The organism is Pandoraea vervacti (assembly GCF_000934605.2).
GTDB classification, from domain to species: domain Bacteria; phylum Pseudomonadota; class Gammaproteobacteria; order Burkholderiales; family Burkholderiaceae; genus Pandoraea; species Pandoraea vervacti.
The window spans coordinates 4,132,145-4,148,060 of the sequence record NZ_CP010897.2 but is presented as its reverse complement, the minus strand read 5'-3'; the positions used below and the strand labels follow the sequence as shown (position 1 = coordinate 4,148,060).

Annotated in this window: 17 protein-coding genes; 10 read left to right on the top strand and 7 right to left on the bottom strand. The window is 64.7% G+C overall.

Annotated features, from left to right (window positions below; all coding sequences use genetic code 11):
- The first annotated feature begins 86 nt into the window (after positions 1-86).
- Both UC34_RS18005 and UC34_RS18000 read left to right on the top strand, forming a co-directional pair.
- On the top strand, positions 87-779 hold the full coding sequence (locus UC34_RS18005; RefSeq protein ID WP_044456649.1) for a response regulator: 693 nt from the start codon (positions 87-89) through the stop codon (positions 777-779).
- The gene (locus tag UC34_RS18000) at positions 779-2,203 is read left to right on the top strand and encodes an ATP-binding protein (RefSeq protein ID WP_044456648.1); all 1,425 of its coding nucleotides are present in this window, start codon (positions 779-781) and stop codon (positions 2,201-2,203) included. Before UC34_RS18005 ends, UC34_RS18000 begins: the two co-directional genes overlap by 1 nt.
- Positions 2,204-2,254: 51 nt before the next feature.
- Here the strand turns inward: UC34_RS18000 and UC34_RS17995 are convergent, their stop codons facing one another.
- The gene (locus tag UC34_RS17995; RefSeq protein ID WP_052811124.1) at positions 2,255-2,644 is read right to left on the bottom strand and encodes a hypothetical protein; all 390 of its coding nucleotides are present in this window, start codon (positions 2,642-2,644) and stop codon (positions 2,255-2,257) included.
- A 302-nt stretch (positions 2,645-2,946) separates the two neighbouring features.
- Here UC34_RS17995 and UC34_RS17990 point away from each other — a divergent pair, with 302 nt between their 5' ends.
- Both UC34_RS17990 and UC34_RS17985 read left to right on the top strand, forming a co-directional pair.
- Positions 2,947-4,500: a DegQ family serine endoprotease gene (locus UC34_RS17990; RefSeq protein WP_044456647.1), complete on the top strand. Its 1,554-nt coding sequence runs from the start codon at positions 2,947-2,949 to the stop codon at positions 4,498-4,500.
- Between the two features lie 101 nt (positions 4,501-4,601).
- Positions 4,602-5,051 carry a hypothetical protein gene (locus UC34_RS17985; protein WP_044456646.1) on the top strand — a complete coding sequence of 150 codons (450 nt, stop codon included), beginning with the start codon at positions 4,602-4,604 and terminating at the stop codon, positions 5,049-5,051.
- A 347-nt stretch (positions 5,052-5,398) separates the two neighbouring features.
- Here UC34_RS17985 and UC34_RS17980 read toward each other — a convergent pair whose 3' ends face one another.
- The gene (locus tag UC34_RS17980) at positions 5,399-6,424 is read right to left on the bottom strand and encodes an XdhC family protein (protein WP_044456645.1); all 1,026 of its coding nucleotides are present in this window, start codon (positions 6,422-6,424) and stop codon (positions 5,399-5,401) included.
- Between the two features lie 492 nt (positions 6,425-6,916).
- Here UC34_RS17980 and UC34_RS17975 point away from each other — a divergent pair, with 492 nt between their 5' ends.
- The 5 genes from UC34_RS17975 (at position 6,917) to UC34_RS17955 (ending at position 10,198) form a co-directional block, all read left to right on the top strand.
- Positions 6,917-7,543: a CoxG family protein gene (locus UC34_RS17975; protein ID WP_044456644.1), complete on the top strand. Its 627-nt coding sequence runs from the start codon at positions 6,917-6,919 to the stop codon at positions 7,541-7,543.
- Complete coding sequence (locus UC34_RS17970) at positions 7,533-8,042, top strand: winged helix-turn-helix domain-containing protein (RefSeq protein ID WP_084070782.1); 510 nt, start codon at positions 7,533-7,535, stop codon at positions 8,040-8,042. The genes UC34_RS17975 and UC34_RS17970 overlap by 11 nt, the downstream gene beginning before the upstream one ends.
- Before the next feature lie 251 nt (positions 8,043-8,293).
- Positions 8,294-8,929 carry a cytochrome b/b6 domain-containing protein gene (locus tag UC34_RS17965; protein WP_044458361.1) on the top strand — a complete coding sequence of 212 codons (636 nt, stop codon included), beginning with the start codon at positions 8,294-8,296 and terminating at the stop codon, positions 8,927-8,929.
- A 60-nt stretch (positions 8,930-8,989) separates the two neighbouring features.
- Positions 8,990-9,808 (top strand): molybdopterin-dependent oxidoreductase, encoded by an 819-nt coding sequence (locus UC34_RS17960; RefSeq protein WP_044456643.1) that lies wholly within the window; start codon positions 8,990-8,992, stop codon positions 9,806-9,808.
- A gap of 105 nt (positions 9,809-9,913) precedes the next feature.
- Positions 9,914-10,198 (top strand): hypothetical protein, encoded by a 285-nt coding sequence (locus UC34_RS17955; protein WP_044456642.1) that lies wholly within the window; start codon positions 9,914-9,916, stop codon positions 10,196-10,198.
- A gap of 111 nt (positions 10,199-10,309) precedes the next feature.
- Here the strand turns inward: UC34_RS17955 and UC34_RS25745 are convergent, their stop codons facing one another.
- From UC34_RS25745 to UC34_RS17935, 5 genes are all read right to left on the bottom strand, one after another.
- Entirely contained in the window at positions 10,310-10,603 is a 294-nt protein-coding gene (locus tag UC34_RS25745) for a TOBE domain-containing protein (protein WP_052811123.1), read from the bottom strand.
- Positions 10,575-11,453: a molybdenum ABC transporter ATP-binding protein gene (gene modC, locus UC34_RS17950; RefSeq protein ID WP_052811122.1), complete on the bottom strand. Its 879-nt coding sequence runs from the start codon at positions 11,451-11,453 to the stop codon at positions 10,575-10,577. Before modC ends, UC34_RS25745 begins: the two co-directional genes overlap by 29 nt.
- Positions 11,443-12,141, bottom strand: coding sequence for a molybdate ABC transporter permease subunit (modB, locus tag UC34_RS17945; protein ID WP_044456641.1), 699 nt, complete (start codon positions 12,139-12,141; stop codon positions 11,443-11,445). The genes modC and modB overlap by 11 nt, the downstream gene beginning before the upstream one ends.
- A gap of 24 nt (positions 12,142-12,165) precedes the next feature.
- On the bottom strand, positions 12,166-13,026 hold the full coding sequence (gene modA, locus UC34_RS17940) for a molybdate ABC transporter substrate-binding protein (RefSeq protein ID WP_237165145.1): 861 nt from the start codon (positions 13,024-13,026) through the stop codon (positions 12,166-12,168).
- Positions 13,027-13,525: 499 nt separating this feature from the next.
- Positions 13,526-14,191: a TetR family transcriptional regulator gene (locus tag UC34_RS17935; RefSeq protein WP_044456640.1), complete on the bottom strand. Its 666-nt coding sequence runs from the start codon at positions 14,189-14,191 to the stop codon at positions 13,526-13,528.
- Positions 14,192-14,671: 480 nt separating this feature from the next.
- On the opposite strand from UC34_RS17935, the gene UC34_RS17930 reads away from it, so the two are divergent.
- The gene (locus tag UC34_RS17930; protein WP_044456639.1) at positions 14,672-15,904 is read left to right on the top strand and encodes an efflux RND transporter periplasmic adaptor subunit; all 1,233 of its coding nucleotides are present in this window, start codon (positions 14,672-14,674) and stop codon (positions 15,902-15,904) included.
- Positions 15,905-15,916 lie beyond the last annotated feature (12 nt).

The window sequence follows — 15,916 nt, the reverse complement described above, 5'->3', positions numbered from 1 at the left end:
CGGAGTGTCACTCGAAGGCAACATCGTGCGAGATGGCATGGATTTTCGAAGACGTCCCGAGCAACGCATATAACGGTGCCTGATTCATGCGAATTCTGTTGGTGGAAGACGATGCGATGATCGCCACGGCCGTCGCGAAGGGGCTGCGTCAGGACGGTTGGACCGTCGACCATGTCGGTGACGGGCAGCGCGCACTCGATGCGCTCGCCGTCGAGACGTACGACGCGTTGTTGCTGGATCTCGGTCTGCCGCGTCGTGACGGCATCGACGTGCTACGCACCTTGCGTGCGCGCGGCCAGACGCTGCCGGTGCTGATCGCCACCGCGCGCGACGCGGTGGCCGATCGCGTCAAGGGTCTCGACGCGGGGGCCGACGATTACCTCGTCAAACCGTTCGATCTCGATGAACTCGCCGCACGCCTGCGCGCGCTCGTGCGGCGCCAGGCAGGGCGCAGCGAACCGCTGTTGCGTCATGGCGGGATCGTGCTGGATCCCGCTACGCGTCAGGTATCGTGCGACGGCACGCCCGTCGCGCTCTCCGCGCGCGAATACGCCGTGCTCGAAGCCTTGCTCAATCGTCCGGGGGCCGTGTTGTCGAAGACCCAACTCGAAGAGCGCATCTATGGCTGGGGCGAAGAGGTGGCGAGCAATGCCGTCGAAGTGCACATTCACGGCTTGCGCAAGAAACTCGGGCCCGATGCGATTCGTACCGTGCGTGGCGTCGGATACATGATGCCGGCCAAAACGAGTGACGCGGACAACGCCTCGGAGGCGAACTGATGCGCTCGATACGTCGCCGCCTTCTCGTTGGCCTGTTGCTGACGCTGACCCTCGCGCTGGTGCTCGCAGGCATCGCGATCTTCCGTCAGGCGCGCACCGAGGCCAATGAGCTGTTCGATTTCCAGTTGCAGCAGATGGCCTTGTCGTTGCCGGCCGAATCGTTTTCGAGCGTACCGGGCGAGCATAACGACACGGAAGGTCTCGTGATCCAGATATGGAGCCGCAACGGCGTGGAGCTGTATTACTCGCATCCGCGCACGCCGTTGCCGCCGCGCGCGGAACTCGGCTTCACCACCGTGCAGACCCCGGCGGGCGACTGGCGCGTCTACGCGGCGCGCGTCGGCGACAACGTCGTGCAGCTCGCGCAGCCGATGGTCATTCGCGATTCGCTTGCCGTCTCGATGGCGTTGCGCACCCTGCTGCCGCTGGTTGTGGCGATGCCGCTGCTCGGGTTGCTCGTGTGGATTGTGGTGGGGCGCGGACTGCGTCCGCTGCGTCGGGTGACGAAGGCGCTCGACGCCCGTGCACCGGGGGCGCTCGAAGCGTTCCCCGAAGCGGGACTGCCGGACGAAGTGCGGCCGCTCGTGCGCGCACTGAACAGTCTGCTCGGTCGGCTCGATGAGGCGCTGGTGCAGCAAAAGGCCTTCGTAGCGGACGCCGCGCACGAACTTCGAACGCCGCTGGCCGCGTTGCAGCTTCAGGTGCAGTTGCTCGAGCGCGCCGATACGGAAGCGGCGCGCGCCGAAGCGATGCGCGATCTGCGCGAGGGCGTGCGACGCGCATCTCACATGGTGGCGCAATTGCTGACGTTGGCGCGTCAGGAGCCTGACGCCGCGCGCGCTGCCGCCGCATTCGTCGATTTGCCGTTAGTGCCGCTGCTGCGCGACGTGGTGGCCCATCATGCGGCGCTCGCTGTCGCGCAAGGTATCGATCTGGGGCTCGATGCCCCGGATGCACTGGCCGCCGTCGCCCGCGTGCACGCCGATGCCAACGCGTTACAGACGCTCTTCGGCAATCTCGTCGATAACGCACTGAAATACACACCGCGCGGCGGGCATGTGGATGTGCGTCTGGTGTCGGCGCTGCCGTCGCCCGTCGTCGAAATCGAAGACACCGGTCCGGGCATTCCATCTGCCGAGCGAGAGCGGGTGTTCGACCGTTTCTTCCGCGGCGGGGCCGCGACGGCAGAGAACGCGCCGTCGTCAGCCATCTCATCGTCAGCTACCTCGTCGGTCATCTCTGCGTCGGCTCACGAGGAGGTCGCCGCGCCGCGCGCGCAAGGCAGCGGTCTTGGGCTTGCCATCGTGCGCAACATTGCCCGGGCGCATGGCGCGCACGTGGAGTTGTTCGATGCCCGCAACGGCCACGGGCTGCGCGTGCGGGTGAGTTTCGGTGGCGCGACCTCGGCGCCTCCCGCGCTTTGATTTCGGTGCCGGCGTCGCCACCGGCACCCCATTGACGGTTGGCCCAGACGCTTATCCGCGCGTGACTTCCGTCACCTTGTCGTGCTCGATGGTGAGCGTGCGGCGATCCGGGCGATGGTCGCGTGTGGTCGGCATGGCCTTGCCGTCTTGCATGCCGATGCGCCACGGGCATCCCCGCAGCATTGATTTCGCTTCCGTGAGCGACTTGCCCACGAGCGCCTGATCGGCAGGCGCATCGGTCGGGCAGGTGTTCTGCCCCTGCATCTGGCCTGACATCGGTCCCTGCGTCGGCATCGACTCAGCAGGGCCTTGCGTCCCCGTGCCGTTACCGTTGCCCGACGCCGCGTGTGCGGTCGTGACGAATGCCAGACACACGACGGCGCCGGCGGCCCCCGTCCAGCGGAGCATTCGGCAAACGTGACGATCGATTTGCATAGCCATAGCGACTTCTCCTGAAGACGAATACTTGCGGCGCGGGATTGCGCCACTACGCCACCGTAGGCAACGGTGGCCCTCATCCGCAAGGCGAACCACGCGAGTTGCGCCTTCAAACGCATGCAGTCGTCACGCATAGCGCGCAATGATTGCGCTTGTCCTCGCTCGATGCGTGACCTTCGCACGTCGACGCACGAAAGTGGCCGCGTGCAATGAATCTCGGCTCGGTGCGCTTCTTAAGGTTCTCTTAAGGGAGCCTCTCTACGATGGCAGTCATATTCAAACGTGGTTGTCGGAAGGAGAGACTCATGCGGACCTCGAAGCTCACTCGTACGCTGGTTGCCAGTGCCGTACTCGTCGCACTGACGGGCGGTTACGTCGCCGGACGTCAGCACTGGCAGGCGCCGCTCGCCTCGGAAATGGTCACCGACGCCAGTGCCGCCAGCGCTGCGACCGCGACCCCCGTGGCCAACGTTCAGAATGCCCCCAATGCGCCGAATACCGCGCCACGCATGCTTGTGCCGGACTTCTCGCAACTGGCGGAACAATACGGACCCGCCGTAGTCAACATCAGTGTGACGCACGATGGGAAACCTTCGGCGCAACGAGGCTCGGCGGCCAATCAACTGCCGCCGGGCATGGATCGGAACGACCCGCTGTTCCAGTTCTTCCGTCACTTTTATGGCGCGCCGGGCAACGATGGCGGCGACAACGATGACGGGGACGACAGCGGCGGGCCGACGCGCAGCCTCGGTTCGGGTTTCATCGTGAGTCCGGACGGCTATGTCCTGACCAACGCTCACGTCGTGGACGATGCGAGTCAGGTGACGGTGAAACTCACCGACAAGCGCGAGTACAAAGCCAAGGTGGTGGGCAGCGACAAGGCGAGCGACGTCGCGTTGCTCAAGATTGCCGCCACGGATTTGCCGACGGTGAAGATCGGCGATCCGTCGAAGTCGAAGGCGGGTGAATGGGTTGTGGCGATCGGCTCGCCGTACGGCTTCGACAATACCGTGACCGCAGGCATCGTGTCCGCGAAGGCGCGGGCGTTGCCGGACGAGAACTACACGCCGTTCATTCAGACCGACGTGCCGGTCAATCCGGGGAATTCGGGCGGTCCGCTGTTCAATCTGAACGGCGAGGTCATCGGCATCAACTCGATGATCTACTCGCGCACCGGCGGGTTCCAGGGATTGTCGTTTGCGATCCCGATCGATATGGCCATGAAGGTCAAGACGCAGCTTCAGCAGTACGGCAAGGTGAGTCGCGGCCGCATCGGCGTGGCGATTCAGGAAGTGAATCAGTCGCTGGCGAAGTCGTTCGGCCTACCCAAGCCCACCGGGGCGCTTGTGTCGTCCATCGACAAGAACGGCCCGGCGGCGAAGTCGGACCTGAAACCGGGCGATGTGATTCTCGCGGTCAACGGCACGACCATCGACGATTCGGTGCAATTGCCGGAAAAAATTGCGGATATGCGTCCGGGGCAGACAGCCACGCTCACGGTGTGGCGCAATGGCGCGAAGCAGGATGTGAGCATTAAGGTCGCGGCGCTCAACGAGACGAAGGACGTGGCAAGTGCGGACGATTCGGCGACGCACGGCCGTCTGGGACTCGCCGTTCGCGAACTCTCGCCGCAGGAAAGGCGCGCGGCGCAGGTCACGAACGGCCTGCTGGTCGCACGGGCCGGCGGTCCGGCGGCGCAGGCAGGTGTGGAGCAGGGCGACATCATCCTCTCGCTCAATGGCACACCGGTCACGAGCGCCGCGCAACTGAGCGAGAAGCTCAAGAAGGCGGGCAATAATGTCGCGTTGCTCGTGCAACGCGACGGGCAACAGATTTTCATCCCGGTCGATCTCGGCTGAGCACACGGCGCATGCCTTGCGCCTCGAGCCTCACGCCGACACGACCGCCATGGGATGCCATGGGCTTCCAGTATCGTGAATTCACGCAAGGGAGGTTGACTATGTGGCAGAAACAATGGCAACGCTGGACGGTGGCTGCGGCCACCGCCGCAGCACTGACAGGAAGTCTGGGCGGTATCTCCATCGCCCACGCGCAGGACGGCACGCTGCCGCCATCGATGCAGCAGGGCAATGTGACCTACGTCTCGGGCGGTATCGACAGTGACGAATCGGGCACCTTCAAACGCGAAGCCTCGCGCTGGCCGCTGTCCATCGAGATGGCCGCACGCGGCGACGGCAAGAACGAATACATTGCCGACGCACAGGTGCAGATCATGCAAGGCGGCACGACGGTGCTCGACACGCGCTCGAAAGGCCCGTACATGCTGGTGAGGTTGCCCGACGGCAATTACACCGTGAAGGTCACCTACAACGGCAAGCCCATGACGAAGGATGTGAAGGTGTCCGCCAAGGGGCACGCCGTCGCATCGTTCCTGTGGCCGCACGACTGATGTGCCGATCGGTCGGACGAGTGCAATACCACAGACGATGAGGTAACCCAGGCAATACCCAGGCAATACCCAGGCAATACCCAGGCAATACCCAGGCAATACCCAGGCAATACCCAGGCAATACCCAGCAGTAACACTCTGCAACGAGTGAGCGAGTTGCGCCGCCATGTTTATCGTGGCGGCGCTTTTTTTCGTGGATGCCAACGCGGCGCGCGATGCGCAGTAGGTCTGAGATGCGGCAGACGCGAGAGGTGCGAGCGGTGTGCGAGAGGTTTGCGAGAGGTTTGCGAGAGGTGCGACACGCCACGGCTTCAGCGCAGCAGGTGCGGCGTTCCCGTCGACGACGCTCAGGCCGCGCTACGGCACTCGTCGGCGGCTGCCTGCTCGGGGGACGCACGCTCGCCGGTGTGCATGGCGAACGTCTGCGTGACCGCGATACCGTTCTTGATAGCGGTCATTTCGGCGAGAATCGCGACCGCGATTTCGGCAGGCGTACGGGCGCCGAGATGCATGCCGACCGGGCCGTGCAGCCGCTCGATTTCGGTCGTGCTCAGATCGAATAGCGAAAGACGTTCGCGACGTCGCGCGTTGTTCACGCGCGAGCCGATGGCGCCGATGTAAAACGCCGGTGACTTGAGCGCTTCGAGCAGCGCCATGTCGTCGAGCTTCGGGTCGTGCGTGAGGGTGAGCACGGCACTGTGCGAGTCGAGTTGCAGACGCACGATGAGGTCGTCGGGCATCTCGCGGGAGAGTTCGGTGCCGGGCACCTGCCATTCGTCCGCGTACTCGCTGCGTGGATCGCACACGATCACGTGATAGTCGAGCGCGCTGGCCATGCTCGCGACGTACTTCGAGAGCTGCCCCGCACCGATCACGATCAGCCGGTGGCGCGGGCCATGCGATGTGATGAGCCGCTCGCCGTCGAATTCGACCGACGGCGTGTGGTGTCCCGGCGCCATGCGCACGGCGCCGGTCTTCATGTCCAGTTCGCGAACGACGAGACGAAACTTCCCGATGGTGTCGAGCAGCTCCTCGATGCGCGAGGTGTCCCGCACGGGTTCGAGCACCAGTTGCAGCGTACCGCCACAGGGCAGGCCGAAGCGATGGGCTTCCTCGGCGGTGACGCCATAGCGGGTGACCTGCGGGCGGTCCTGCGGCCAGTCGCCCGCGCGGATGCGGGCAACGAGATCGTCTTCGACGCAACCGCCCGACACGGAGCCGACCAGATGACCGTCTTCACGGATCGCGAGCATCGAACCCACGGGGCGGGGGGCCGAGCCCCAGGTGCGCACAACGGTGCCCAGCGTGACGAAAAAGCCTGCGCGGGTCCACTGTACGGCGGACTTCAGCACTTCCAGATCGACACTGTCCATAGCACTCGTTTCCTTCGCCAATTCGAGAACGGCCGTTGATCCAATCATTTTCGAGTCAATCCCGATGTCGCCTCGAAGCCGTCGGAGGACGCCGACCTCGTTGCATCGCGGATGCATGGGTTGCCCATAGGAGGCCACTCGATGTGATTCGGCGAGTATATCGCGCCTTGGCGTGCGCTGTATTCAAGCCGATATTCCGGTCATCGGGCCTCTCGGCTCTCTAACCACACACGGCCCACACGGCCCGCATGGGCCACACGGACCAGTGCGCCCACACGGACTACACAGACCACGCGGCCCAAACGGCGGGGTAAGCGTCGGACCGACAGCCTGTGCGCTGCTGGCGACCGGTCTCGTAATCTGACGAGCGGTAACTCATGTCACAATACTTCGATGTTCGAGACAACGCCGCATCACTCCACCGCTTTCCTTCACAATCGCGACAACGGTGCCCGTTCACAACGGACCTGAGCACGCCAAGGAGACGAAGCCATGGAACTACAGAGCAGTCGGCAACTTCCGGTCGCCCGGGACGTCGCGTGGATCGCGTTGAACGATCCGGGTGTTTTGCAGGGGTGCATTCCCGGTTGCGAGTCGATCGAGCGCGTGGACGAGACAACGTGGACCATCGTCATCGCCGCCGTGCTCGGCCCTCTCGCCGGGCGCTGGACCGGTCGTATCAAAATTACCGACGTCGTCGTGCCCACGGCCTACACCTTGGACTTCGACGGGCTGGGCTCGTCTGTCGGGCACGCGCGCGGCCGCGCTGCCGTTACGCTTCACGCGCAGGGACCGATGAGCACATTGCTCACATATGACCTCAAGGCGCAGATCGGCGGCGAAGCCGGAGATCGCGCCGGCCTCGATTCCCCCGCCATGGAAGCGGCAGCGCGCAAGCTCGCCGACGAGTTCTTTCGCCGCCTGACGGCGGCTGTCGCGCCGCATCACGCGCTGAACGACCCCGTTGCCGCCGACGGCGAGATCGCGGCAGCGCTCGCCACGCACGCCGCCACGCGCGACATGCCGTCGACACGCGGCAAGATGGCGCGCTGGTGGCCATGGGCCGTCGCGTTGCTGGTACTGATCTTCATCGTGATGTGGGGCAACCATGCCAGCTGAACGGCGTCAGGCAAAACCAACCCAAATCGTCGCTACGCCCGACGCGTCGCAAGACGCGCACGCCAGGGAATGGCTCGCGAGCGCGCAAGCGCTGGAAGCCGCCAGCAAGGCGCCCGGCGTCGCGGGGGCAGCGGGCTACGACGTTCGCGTACGTATTCGCGATGGGGAAACGCCGGTGTTCGGGCCCGGGCGTCTCACCCTGCTGCGCGCCATCGAGGCGAACGGCTCGATCTCGGCGGCGGCACGGCGCATGAACATGTCTTATCGACGCGCCTGGCTGCTGGTCGAGGCGATGAATCACGAGTTTCGCGAACCGCTAGTCACGCGTCATATCGGCGGCGTATCCGGTGGCGGGGCGCAACTTACGCCCTTCGCGCAAAATCTCGTCGCCCATTACGACACTCTCATTAACGAAATTCGCTCATTGCTCGACGCCCACGTGCCGACTTTCGACGCGTACCTCAAAAGCGGAAAGCCGGTCGATCCGGACGACGTCTGATCAACGTCTGGTCAACCTCTGATTCTCCCGATCCACGCCAGCTAAGGGTTCGCGGGCATCCCGCCCGCGAAACCGAAGGACTTTGCGCGCACACGCCGACGCATTCCCAGCGCATAGTCGACGCGGATTACCGCCCGAGATCCGAATATTTTTACGATCCTCACAAAAACGTTATTTTTTCGTGAGGACTTCGTCACTGGCCCGACGCAACACTAACTCCATCGAACGCAATCGCTGCGATGGAGATTCCGATGTCCACCTTGACGAAGACCGCACCCCCTGCGACACAGCCGCCCGCACGGCGTGCGCCCGTCCAGCCGGTATGGCTGCGCGTGACCCACTGGCTCAACGTGCTGGCGGTCGTCGTGATGGTCATGAGCGGCTGGCGCATCTATAACGCCTCGCCAATCTTCGCTTTCCGTTTCCCCAACGAGATGACCCTCGGCGGCTGGCTCGGCGGTGCGCTGCTATGGCATTTCGCCGCGATGTGGCTGCTGGCTGCCAATGGCCTGATCTATCTGCTCACGAACCTTGCGAGCGGACGTTTTGTGCGTCGTTTCTTTCCGCTCACGCTGCGTGGCGTGGTGAGCGATCTCTTCGCCGCTGCGCGGGGTCGACTTGCGCACGACGATCCCCGTCACTACAACCAGGTGCAGCGCGCCGCTTATCTCTTCGCCGTGCTCGATCTCGTGCTGCTCATCGCCTCGGGGCTTGCGATCTGGAAGCCCGTGCAACTCGGCTGGCTGTGCACGCTTTTCGGCGGATTCCAGGGCGCGCGTCTCGTTCATTTCATTGCGATGGCCGGGCTGGTGGGTTTTGTCGCGATTCACGTGGTGATGGTGGCGTTGGTGCCACGCACGCTGCGCACCATGCTTACCGGGCGCTGAGCGTCGACGTCACCCTCTGAATCGTTACGACGCGAGATCACACATCAGGACGGCACTGTCATGAGCCTTGAACGTAAATCCAACATCGTCACGCCCGATGCGCCGCTCGTTCGCGACGGCGACGCGATTCTCCACGAAGCCCGCGTGCTGATGACGCGTCGTGTGGCCGAACCCTCGCGCAGGGCGTTTCTCACGCGCACGTTGTCGCTCGGTGGTGTGGCGCTGCTCTCGGGCTGCTCGCTCGACGACAACGCGAGCGTGGAGTCGGCGCTGAACAAGATCTCGCGCTGGAACGATCGGGTGCAGGCCGCGCTGTTTCGTCGGAACGTGCTTGCCCCGACGTTTCCCGCGTCGGCGATCACGCGCCCGTTCCCGTTCAATGCGTTCTACTCGATCGACGAGGCGCCGGTCGTGGAAGAAGCCGACTACCGGCTGGAACTGTCGGGGCTGATCGCGGACAAGGCCCCGTGGCGGCTCGACGCGTTGCGCGAGTTTGCGGCGCCACGGGCAGCGGAGCAAATCACGCGCCACGTCTGTGTGGAAGGGTGGAGCGCCATCGGCCGCTGGGGCGGTGTGACGTTCGCCGATTTTCTGCGTCGCATCGGCGCGGACACGACAGCCAGGTACGTCGGCTTCAAATGCGCGGACGATTACTACACGAGCATCGACATGCCGACGGCGCTGCACCCGCAGACGCTGCTCGCGCTGACCTACGACGGCCAGACGCTGCCGAGGGAGTACGGCTTCCCCATGAAGCTGCGCATTCCCACGAAGCTCGGCTACAAGAATCCCAAACATATCCAAGCGATCTACGTGACCAACACGTACTCGGGCGGGTACTGGGAGGACCAGGGCTACAACTGGTTCGGCGGCAGTTGATGTGACAGCCGGGGCGGCCCGACCGACCCCGATGCGCATGGCTGCACGATCACGGGACGGACAGGAAACGTCTCACTAAAAATTCTCAATCTTGGAGTCATAGCAATGAAGACGCGATATCTGGCAGTGATGGCAATGGGTCTGGCGCTCGGCACCGGCGCAGCATTTGCGCAGGACGCCATGAGCAAGGGGGACGCGATGGGCAAGGGCGACGCCATGGCCAAGCCCGACGCCATGGGCAAAGGCGACGCCATGAAGAAGGGCGATGCGATGGCCAGGCACGATGCCATGGGCAAAGGCGACGCCATGAAGAAAGGCGACGCGATGGGCAAGGGCGATGCGATGAAGAAGGGCGACGCGATGGGCAAAGGCGACGCGATGAGCAAGTAAGCCATTGCAGCTGTGCAGTCGTGACGAGGCGTCGCAGCGCATTGCCGTTGCGACGCCTCGTGTTTTGCGCGATGGGTCGATGGGGACCCGGCGCATCGGCGCATGCGTGGACTACCGGGTCAGCGCAACCGATTTGATGAGCAGATAGACGTCATGGCCCGGTGCGAGGTGCAACTGATCGGCCGAGAATCGCGTGATGCGCGCACGAAGCACGGTAGGCGTACCGTCGCCATGCAACGTCGCACTCACTTCGACCGCGTCGCCCATGTCGCGCAGCGTTGCGACCCGTGCATGCAACACGTTGAGCACGCTGGTGTCGACCGGCGCCGAAGTGGCAACGGCGACGTCGCGCTCGCGAACGAGGATGCGGCAGACGTCACCTGCCTGTCCGCCCGCGCGCGGCACACGCAGGCGAACGGTGTCGCTGCCGCCTACGGCGAGTTCGGTGAGGCCATACCTTGCTGCCGCCTACGGCGAGTTCGGTGAGGCCATACCTTGCGTCGTGTGCGACGATGCGCGTCTCCAGCACCGTGCCGGGCGCCTCGGCAGCACTATCGAAGGCGTCACGATGCACGTTCAGAACGTCGGCCGGCGCCCCTTGGGAGATCGTGCGGCCGTCCTTGAAGAGCACCACCTGATCGGCCAGCCGCATCACTTCGTCGAGCGAGTGCGTGACGTACAGCACCGGCAATTTCAACTCGTGCCGGATGCGATTCAGATAGTCGAGCACTTCCAGACGCCGCGCATGATCGAGCGACGCGAGCGGCTCGTCCATGAGGAGCAGGCGCGGGCACGACAGCAACGCTCTGCCGATACCCACGCGCTGCTTTTCCCCGCCCGACAAGGCGCCCGGGCGCCGGTTCAGCAAATGAGCGAGGTCGAGCACGTCGACCACATGCGCTGGCGCGATGGCGCCGGTGCCCGCAGCCGCCACGTCGCGGCGTCGCAGCCAGCGACCGAAGAGCAGGTTCTGACGGACGGTGAAATGCGGCAGCAGGCGAGCGTCCTGAAACACGTAGCCGATGCGCCGGCGCCAGGGGGGCAGGGCAATGCCGGCGGCGCTGTCGAAGAGGACATCGTCGCCCACGACGATGCGCCCGGCGTCGGGCCTGAGCAGGCCGGACACCGCATTGACCACGGTGCTCTTGCCGCTGCCGGACGGACCGAACAGTGCGCTCACGCCCATGCCGACGGCGAACTTGGCGTCGAGGGTGAAGTCGCCGAAGCGATGTTGGAGGCGAACGTCAACCGTCATGACCGAGCGCCTTGCGATTGCCGAAGCGGATCATGACTTCGGAGAAGATGAGCGTGGCGACGGCCAGCACGACCGATATCGCGCACAGGCGCCAGACCATGGCGTCGCCGTCGGGGACTTGCGTGGCGGTGTAGATCGCGAGGGGCAACGTCTGCGTTTGCCCGGGAATGTTCGAGACGAAGGTAATGGTGGCGCCGAACTCGCCGAGCGCGCGCGCAAATGCCAGCACGAAGCCGTGCAGCACGCCGGTGGCCGTGAGCGGCAAGGTGACGGTAAGGAAGGTGAGCCAGGGGCCCGCGCCGAGCGTCTGCGCGGCTTGCTCCAGCTTCGTGTCCGACGCCTCGAGCGCCTGCCGGATGGCGCGCACGAGCAGCGGGAATCCCATCACGCCGGCGGCGAGCGCAGCCCCCGTCCAGCGAAAGGCAAAGGTGAAGTGAAACCACTCGCGCAGCAGTTTGCCGATGGCGCCTTGTGCGCCGAACAGCACCAGTAGCGCGAAGCCGACCACGACGGGCGGCAGCACGAGGGGCAGATGCAGAACGGCATCGAGCAGCGCCTTGCCGGGGAAGTGCCGGCGGGCGAGCAGCCAGGCGGCGGCGTAGGCGAAGGGCAGGCTGCAAAGCGTGCCCCACAGACCGACGCGCAGGCTGAGTTCGACGATGCCCCACTCGTCCGGGGTCAGGCCCATAACGGTAACTTCCTCGATGGGAGATCAGGGACGGCTGAAGCCGAAACGCTGGAACGTGGCCTGCGCCGTGGGCGTTTGCAGGAACTTGTAGAACGGATCGGCATCCGCGCGGTTGGCCTGCTTCGTCAGGGCAACCGGGTAGACGATCGGCGCGTGGCTGCTCGCCGGGAATGTCCCGGCGATGCGCACCCGCTTCTCGGCGTTGGCGTCCGTCTTGTAGACGATGCCGTACGGCGCTTCACCGCGCGCGACGAGCAGCAGCGCATTGCGTACGTTATCGGCGGCAGCGACCTTGCCTTGCACCTTCGACCAGACGCCGAGCTTTTCGAGCGCGGCCTTGCCGTAGAGGCCCGCGGGCACGTGCGCGGGGTCGCCCATTGCGAGTTTGCCGTTCGGTACGCTATCGAGCTTCGCCGCGAGGTCGGCGCCCGTCTTGAGATCGACGTCGCCGGTGGTCGTGGCCGGCGCAACCAGCACCAGTTCGTTACCCAGCAGATTGCGGCGCGTGCTCAGGTCGATCAGGTCGTGCTTCTGCGCGTAGTCCATCCAGTCCTGATCGGCCGAGATGAACACGTCCGCCGGTGCGCCTTTTTCGATCTGGCGGGCGAGCGTGGAGCTTGCTCCGTACACCAGCACCGGCTTCTTGCCTGTTTCCTTTGCGTAGCTGGCCGAGAGGTCGTCGAGGGCATCTTTCATGCTGGCGGCAGCAAATACCTGCTGGGCGGCGGCGTGTCCGGCAAACAACAGGCTGGCGCCCAAGGCGGCCACACTCAGCGCGCGCCGCAGCCCTTTGCCGGCAGCTTCGCTGGATTCGGTGGCTTCAGTGACCTGTGAGGCGGGGGACTTCGGGCAAATGTCGAGGGAAAAGGCAGCAGCGGCTTTCACGAAGCGGGTCTCCAGCGTGGGGTGGCAAGGCTCATTTGTGGTCCGGCAGCAACGATCCGTGGCAATCCAACGTGCCACAGCCTAACTGACGCGAGCGGCCGGACCGCCGGTCGCCCGGGGTGCGTCATGCGTGGCGCAGCGTTGTGTAGGATTATATATAACGGTGTGACGCTGTACAGGCATATGCCATATCAGGGCACCCGAATGGGCGTCGGTGCGGCGATTGCGCGTAAAGAAATGGAGATATCGGGACAGCGTGCGCACGCGAACGGCGCGGCGGCACGGAGGCACGGCGACGCGACGGGGCGAAGGGGAGCGGGAGAACGAGAGTACGAGAGAGTACGAGAGTACGAGGGGATGAGGGGATGCGGGGATGCGGGGATGCGGGGATGCGGGGATGCGGGGATGCGGGGCGCGGCCGTCCGTCACCCGCTGCGTGCCCGCTAATTAATATATGTAGTAAATGGCGGCGCGCGTCCGAAGCGAGGCCACCCGAGGCTCAGACAGTCACCGGCAATACCGGCTTGCCGCCCGGGTGCAACATTGCCGGGCTCGTGCGCAGCATATCGAAGAAGCCGTCGACCACGGCGTCGCACTCGGCCCCGAGGTCGTAGTCGGGCAGAAACAGCCAGTCGGACATCATGCCGACGACCAGCGCGTGCAGCATGATGGCCGCGCGCCGTGTATCGAGCGCTGCCGGCAACTGCCCACGCTCGATGGCGCGCTCCATGTCGCGCATGATGCGCTGCTTACCGTCGGCACAGGCCTCGCGCTGGCGCTCCAGCACCGAGAGCATCTCGTTCGTGTATTCGCACTTGTGGAACAGAATGTCGAGCACGCGGCGGCGGCGCTCGTTGCGGGCGGTTTCCTTGAGCACGAGCTTGCAGATCTCGTGCATGCGCTGCACCGGATCGCCGTCCTCCGGCTCGGCGCATTCTTCGTCGATCATGCGCTCCATCGGCAAGCGGATGCGATCCGTCATGGCGTTGAACAGGTCGATCTTGTTCTTGAAGTGCCAGTAAATGGCGCCGCGGGTCAGGCCGGCGGCTTCGGCGATGTCGGCAAGCGACGTGCGCGACACGCCCTTCTGAGCGAATACCGTCTCGGCGGTATCCAGCAGCAGATTGCGGGTCTCGATCGCTTCTTCTTTCGTTCTGCGGGCCATCGTCGTGTCACAGGGGCAGCGGAAATTGTGAAATGTGATGTAAACGGCGCCGCATTATGTTGCGACGCAATGTGATTTACATACATTCATGAATGTATCTATAATAGCAGCCGCTTGCTCTATTGCACAGGGACCATTTAAGCTGCCTCCTCTAGGGGAAACCTCCCTGACCGGGGAAAGCGAATTGGGGAAGGCGCGCCGCCTCACAGGATGTTAGGTGCGTATCTCAAGGTCGCCTGATGTCCCGGAGCCTGTTCGACGATCTCACTCGAGTGCCAGCGTGCGCGGTGACCACCGCGCCCGGGGACGTCTTGTTGGCCCGCCACACGGGCTTGTCTCCGATGGCCCGCACACCACGGGCCCTATTGGCACTTGCCGCCCGCCTTTGTGCGACGGGATTGCGGACCGGCCTTCGCCGTCGCAATCGTCGCAACGTATTCGTCATTTTGTTTGACCGCATTCCATTTATCGGGGGCGTATATGCACGTCAAGAGAAGTTCACTGGGGATGGTCACTGCCGTAGCATTCGCGGTATTGACCCTGGCCGCGTGCGGCAAGAAGCCGCAGCAGCCGCAGGGCATGGTGCCGGAAGTCGGCGTCGTGACGCTGCAACCCCAGAGCGTTACGCTGACGACCGACCTGCCCGGGCGTACGGCGCCTTTCCGCGTCGCCGACGTGCGTGCGCGCGTGGACGGCATCGTGCTCAAGCGCGATTTCACCGAGGGCGGTGACGTCAAGGCAGGCCAGCGTCTGTACAAGATCGATCCGGCAACGTATCAGGCCGCGTACGAAAACGCCAAGGCAACGCTGGCGAAGGCCGTGGCGAATCAGGCGTCGACCAAGCTGCTGGCCGATCGCTACAAGCAACTGGTCGCCGTCGAAGCCGTGTCGAAGCAGGACTACGACAACGCCGTCGCCGCTGCGCTGCAAGCCGATGCCGACGTTCAGGCCGGCAAGGCCGCCGTCGATACGGCGAGGATCAACCTGGGCTACACCGACGTGCCGGCCCCGATCTCGGGCCGCACCGGTCTGTCGCAAGTGACCGAAGGCGCGTACGTGCAGGCGGGCGCCGCGACGCTCATGACGACCGTGCAGCAGATCGATCCGATGTACGTGGACGTGACGCAATCGGCCGCAGACGGCCTGCGACTGCGCCGTGCGCTTGCCGACGGCAAGCTCCAGAGCGCCGGCAAGAACGCCGCCAAGGTCGAACTGACGTTGGAAGACGGCACGGCATACCCGCTCGAAGGCAAGCTCCAGTTCTCGGACATCACCGTCGATCAGTCGACCGGTTCGGTGACGGTGCGCGCCATTTTCCCGAACCCGAATCGTGAGTTGCTGCCCGGCATGTTCGTGCACGCCAAGCTCCAGGAGGGCGTGAAGGAAGGCGGACTGCTCGTGCCGCAACAAGGCGTGACGCGTGACCAGAAGGGCCAACCCACGGCGCTGATCGTGAACAAGGAAGGCAAGGTCGAGCTGCGTCAGCTCGTCACCGACCGTGCGGTCGGCGACAAGTGGCTGGTGAGCTCGGGTCTGGCGGCAGGCGATCAGGTGATCGTGTCCGGTCTTCAGAAGGTGCGCCCGGGCGCACCGGCGAAGGCAGTCCCGGCGCAGTTGCCGGGTGCCCAGGCGCAAGCCCCGGCAGGTGCGAGCGCACCGGCCGCCGCGAGCGCATCGCAGGCCGACGCCGCCTCTAGCGCCAAAGCCCAATAACGCGGAGCCTCA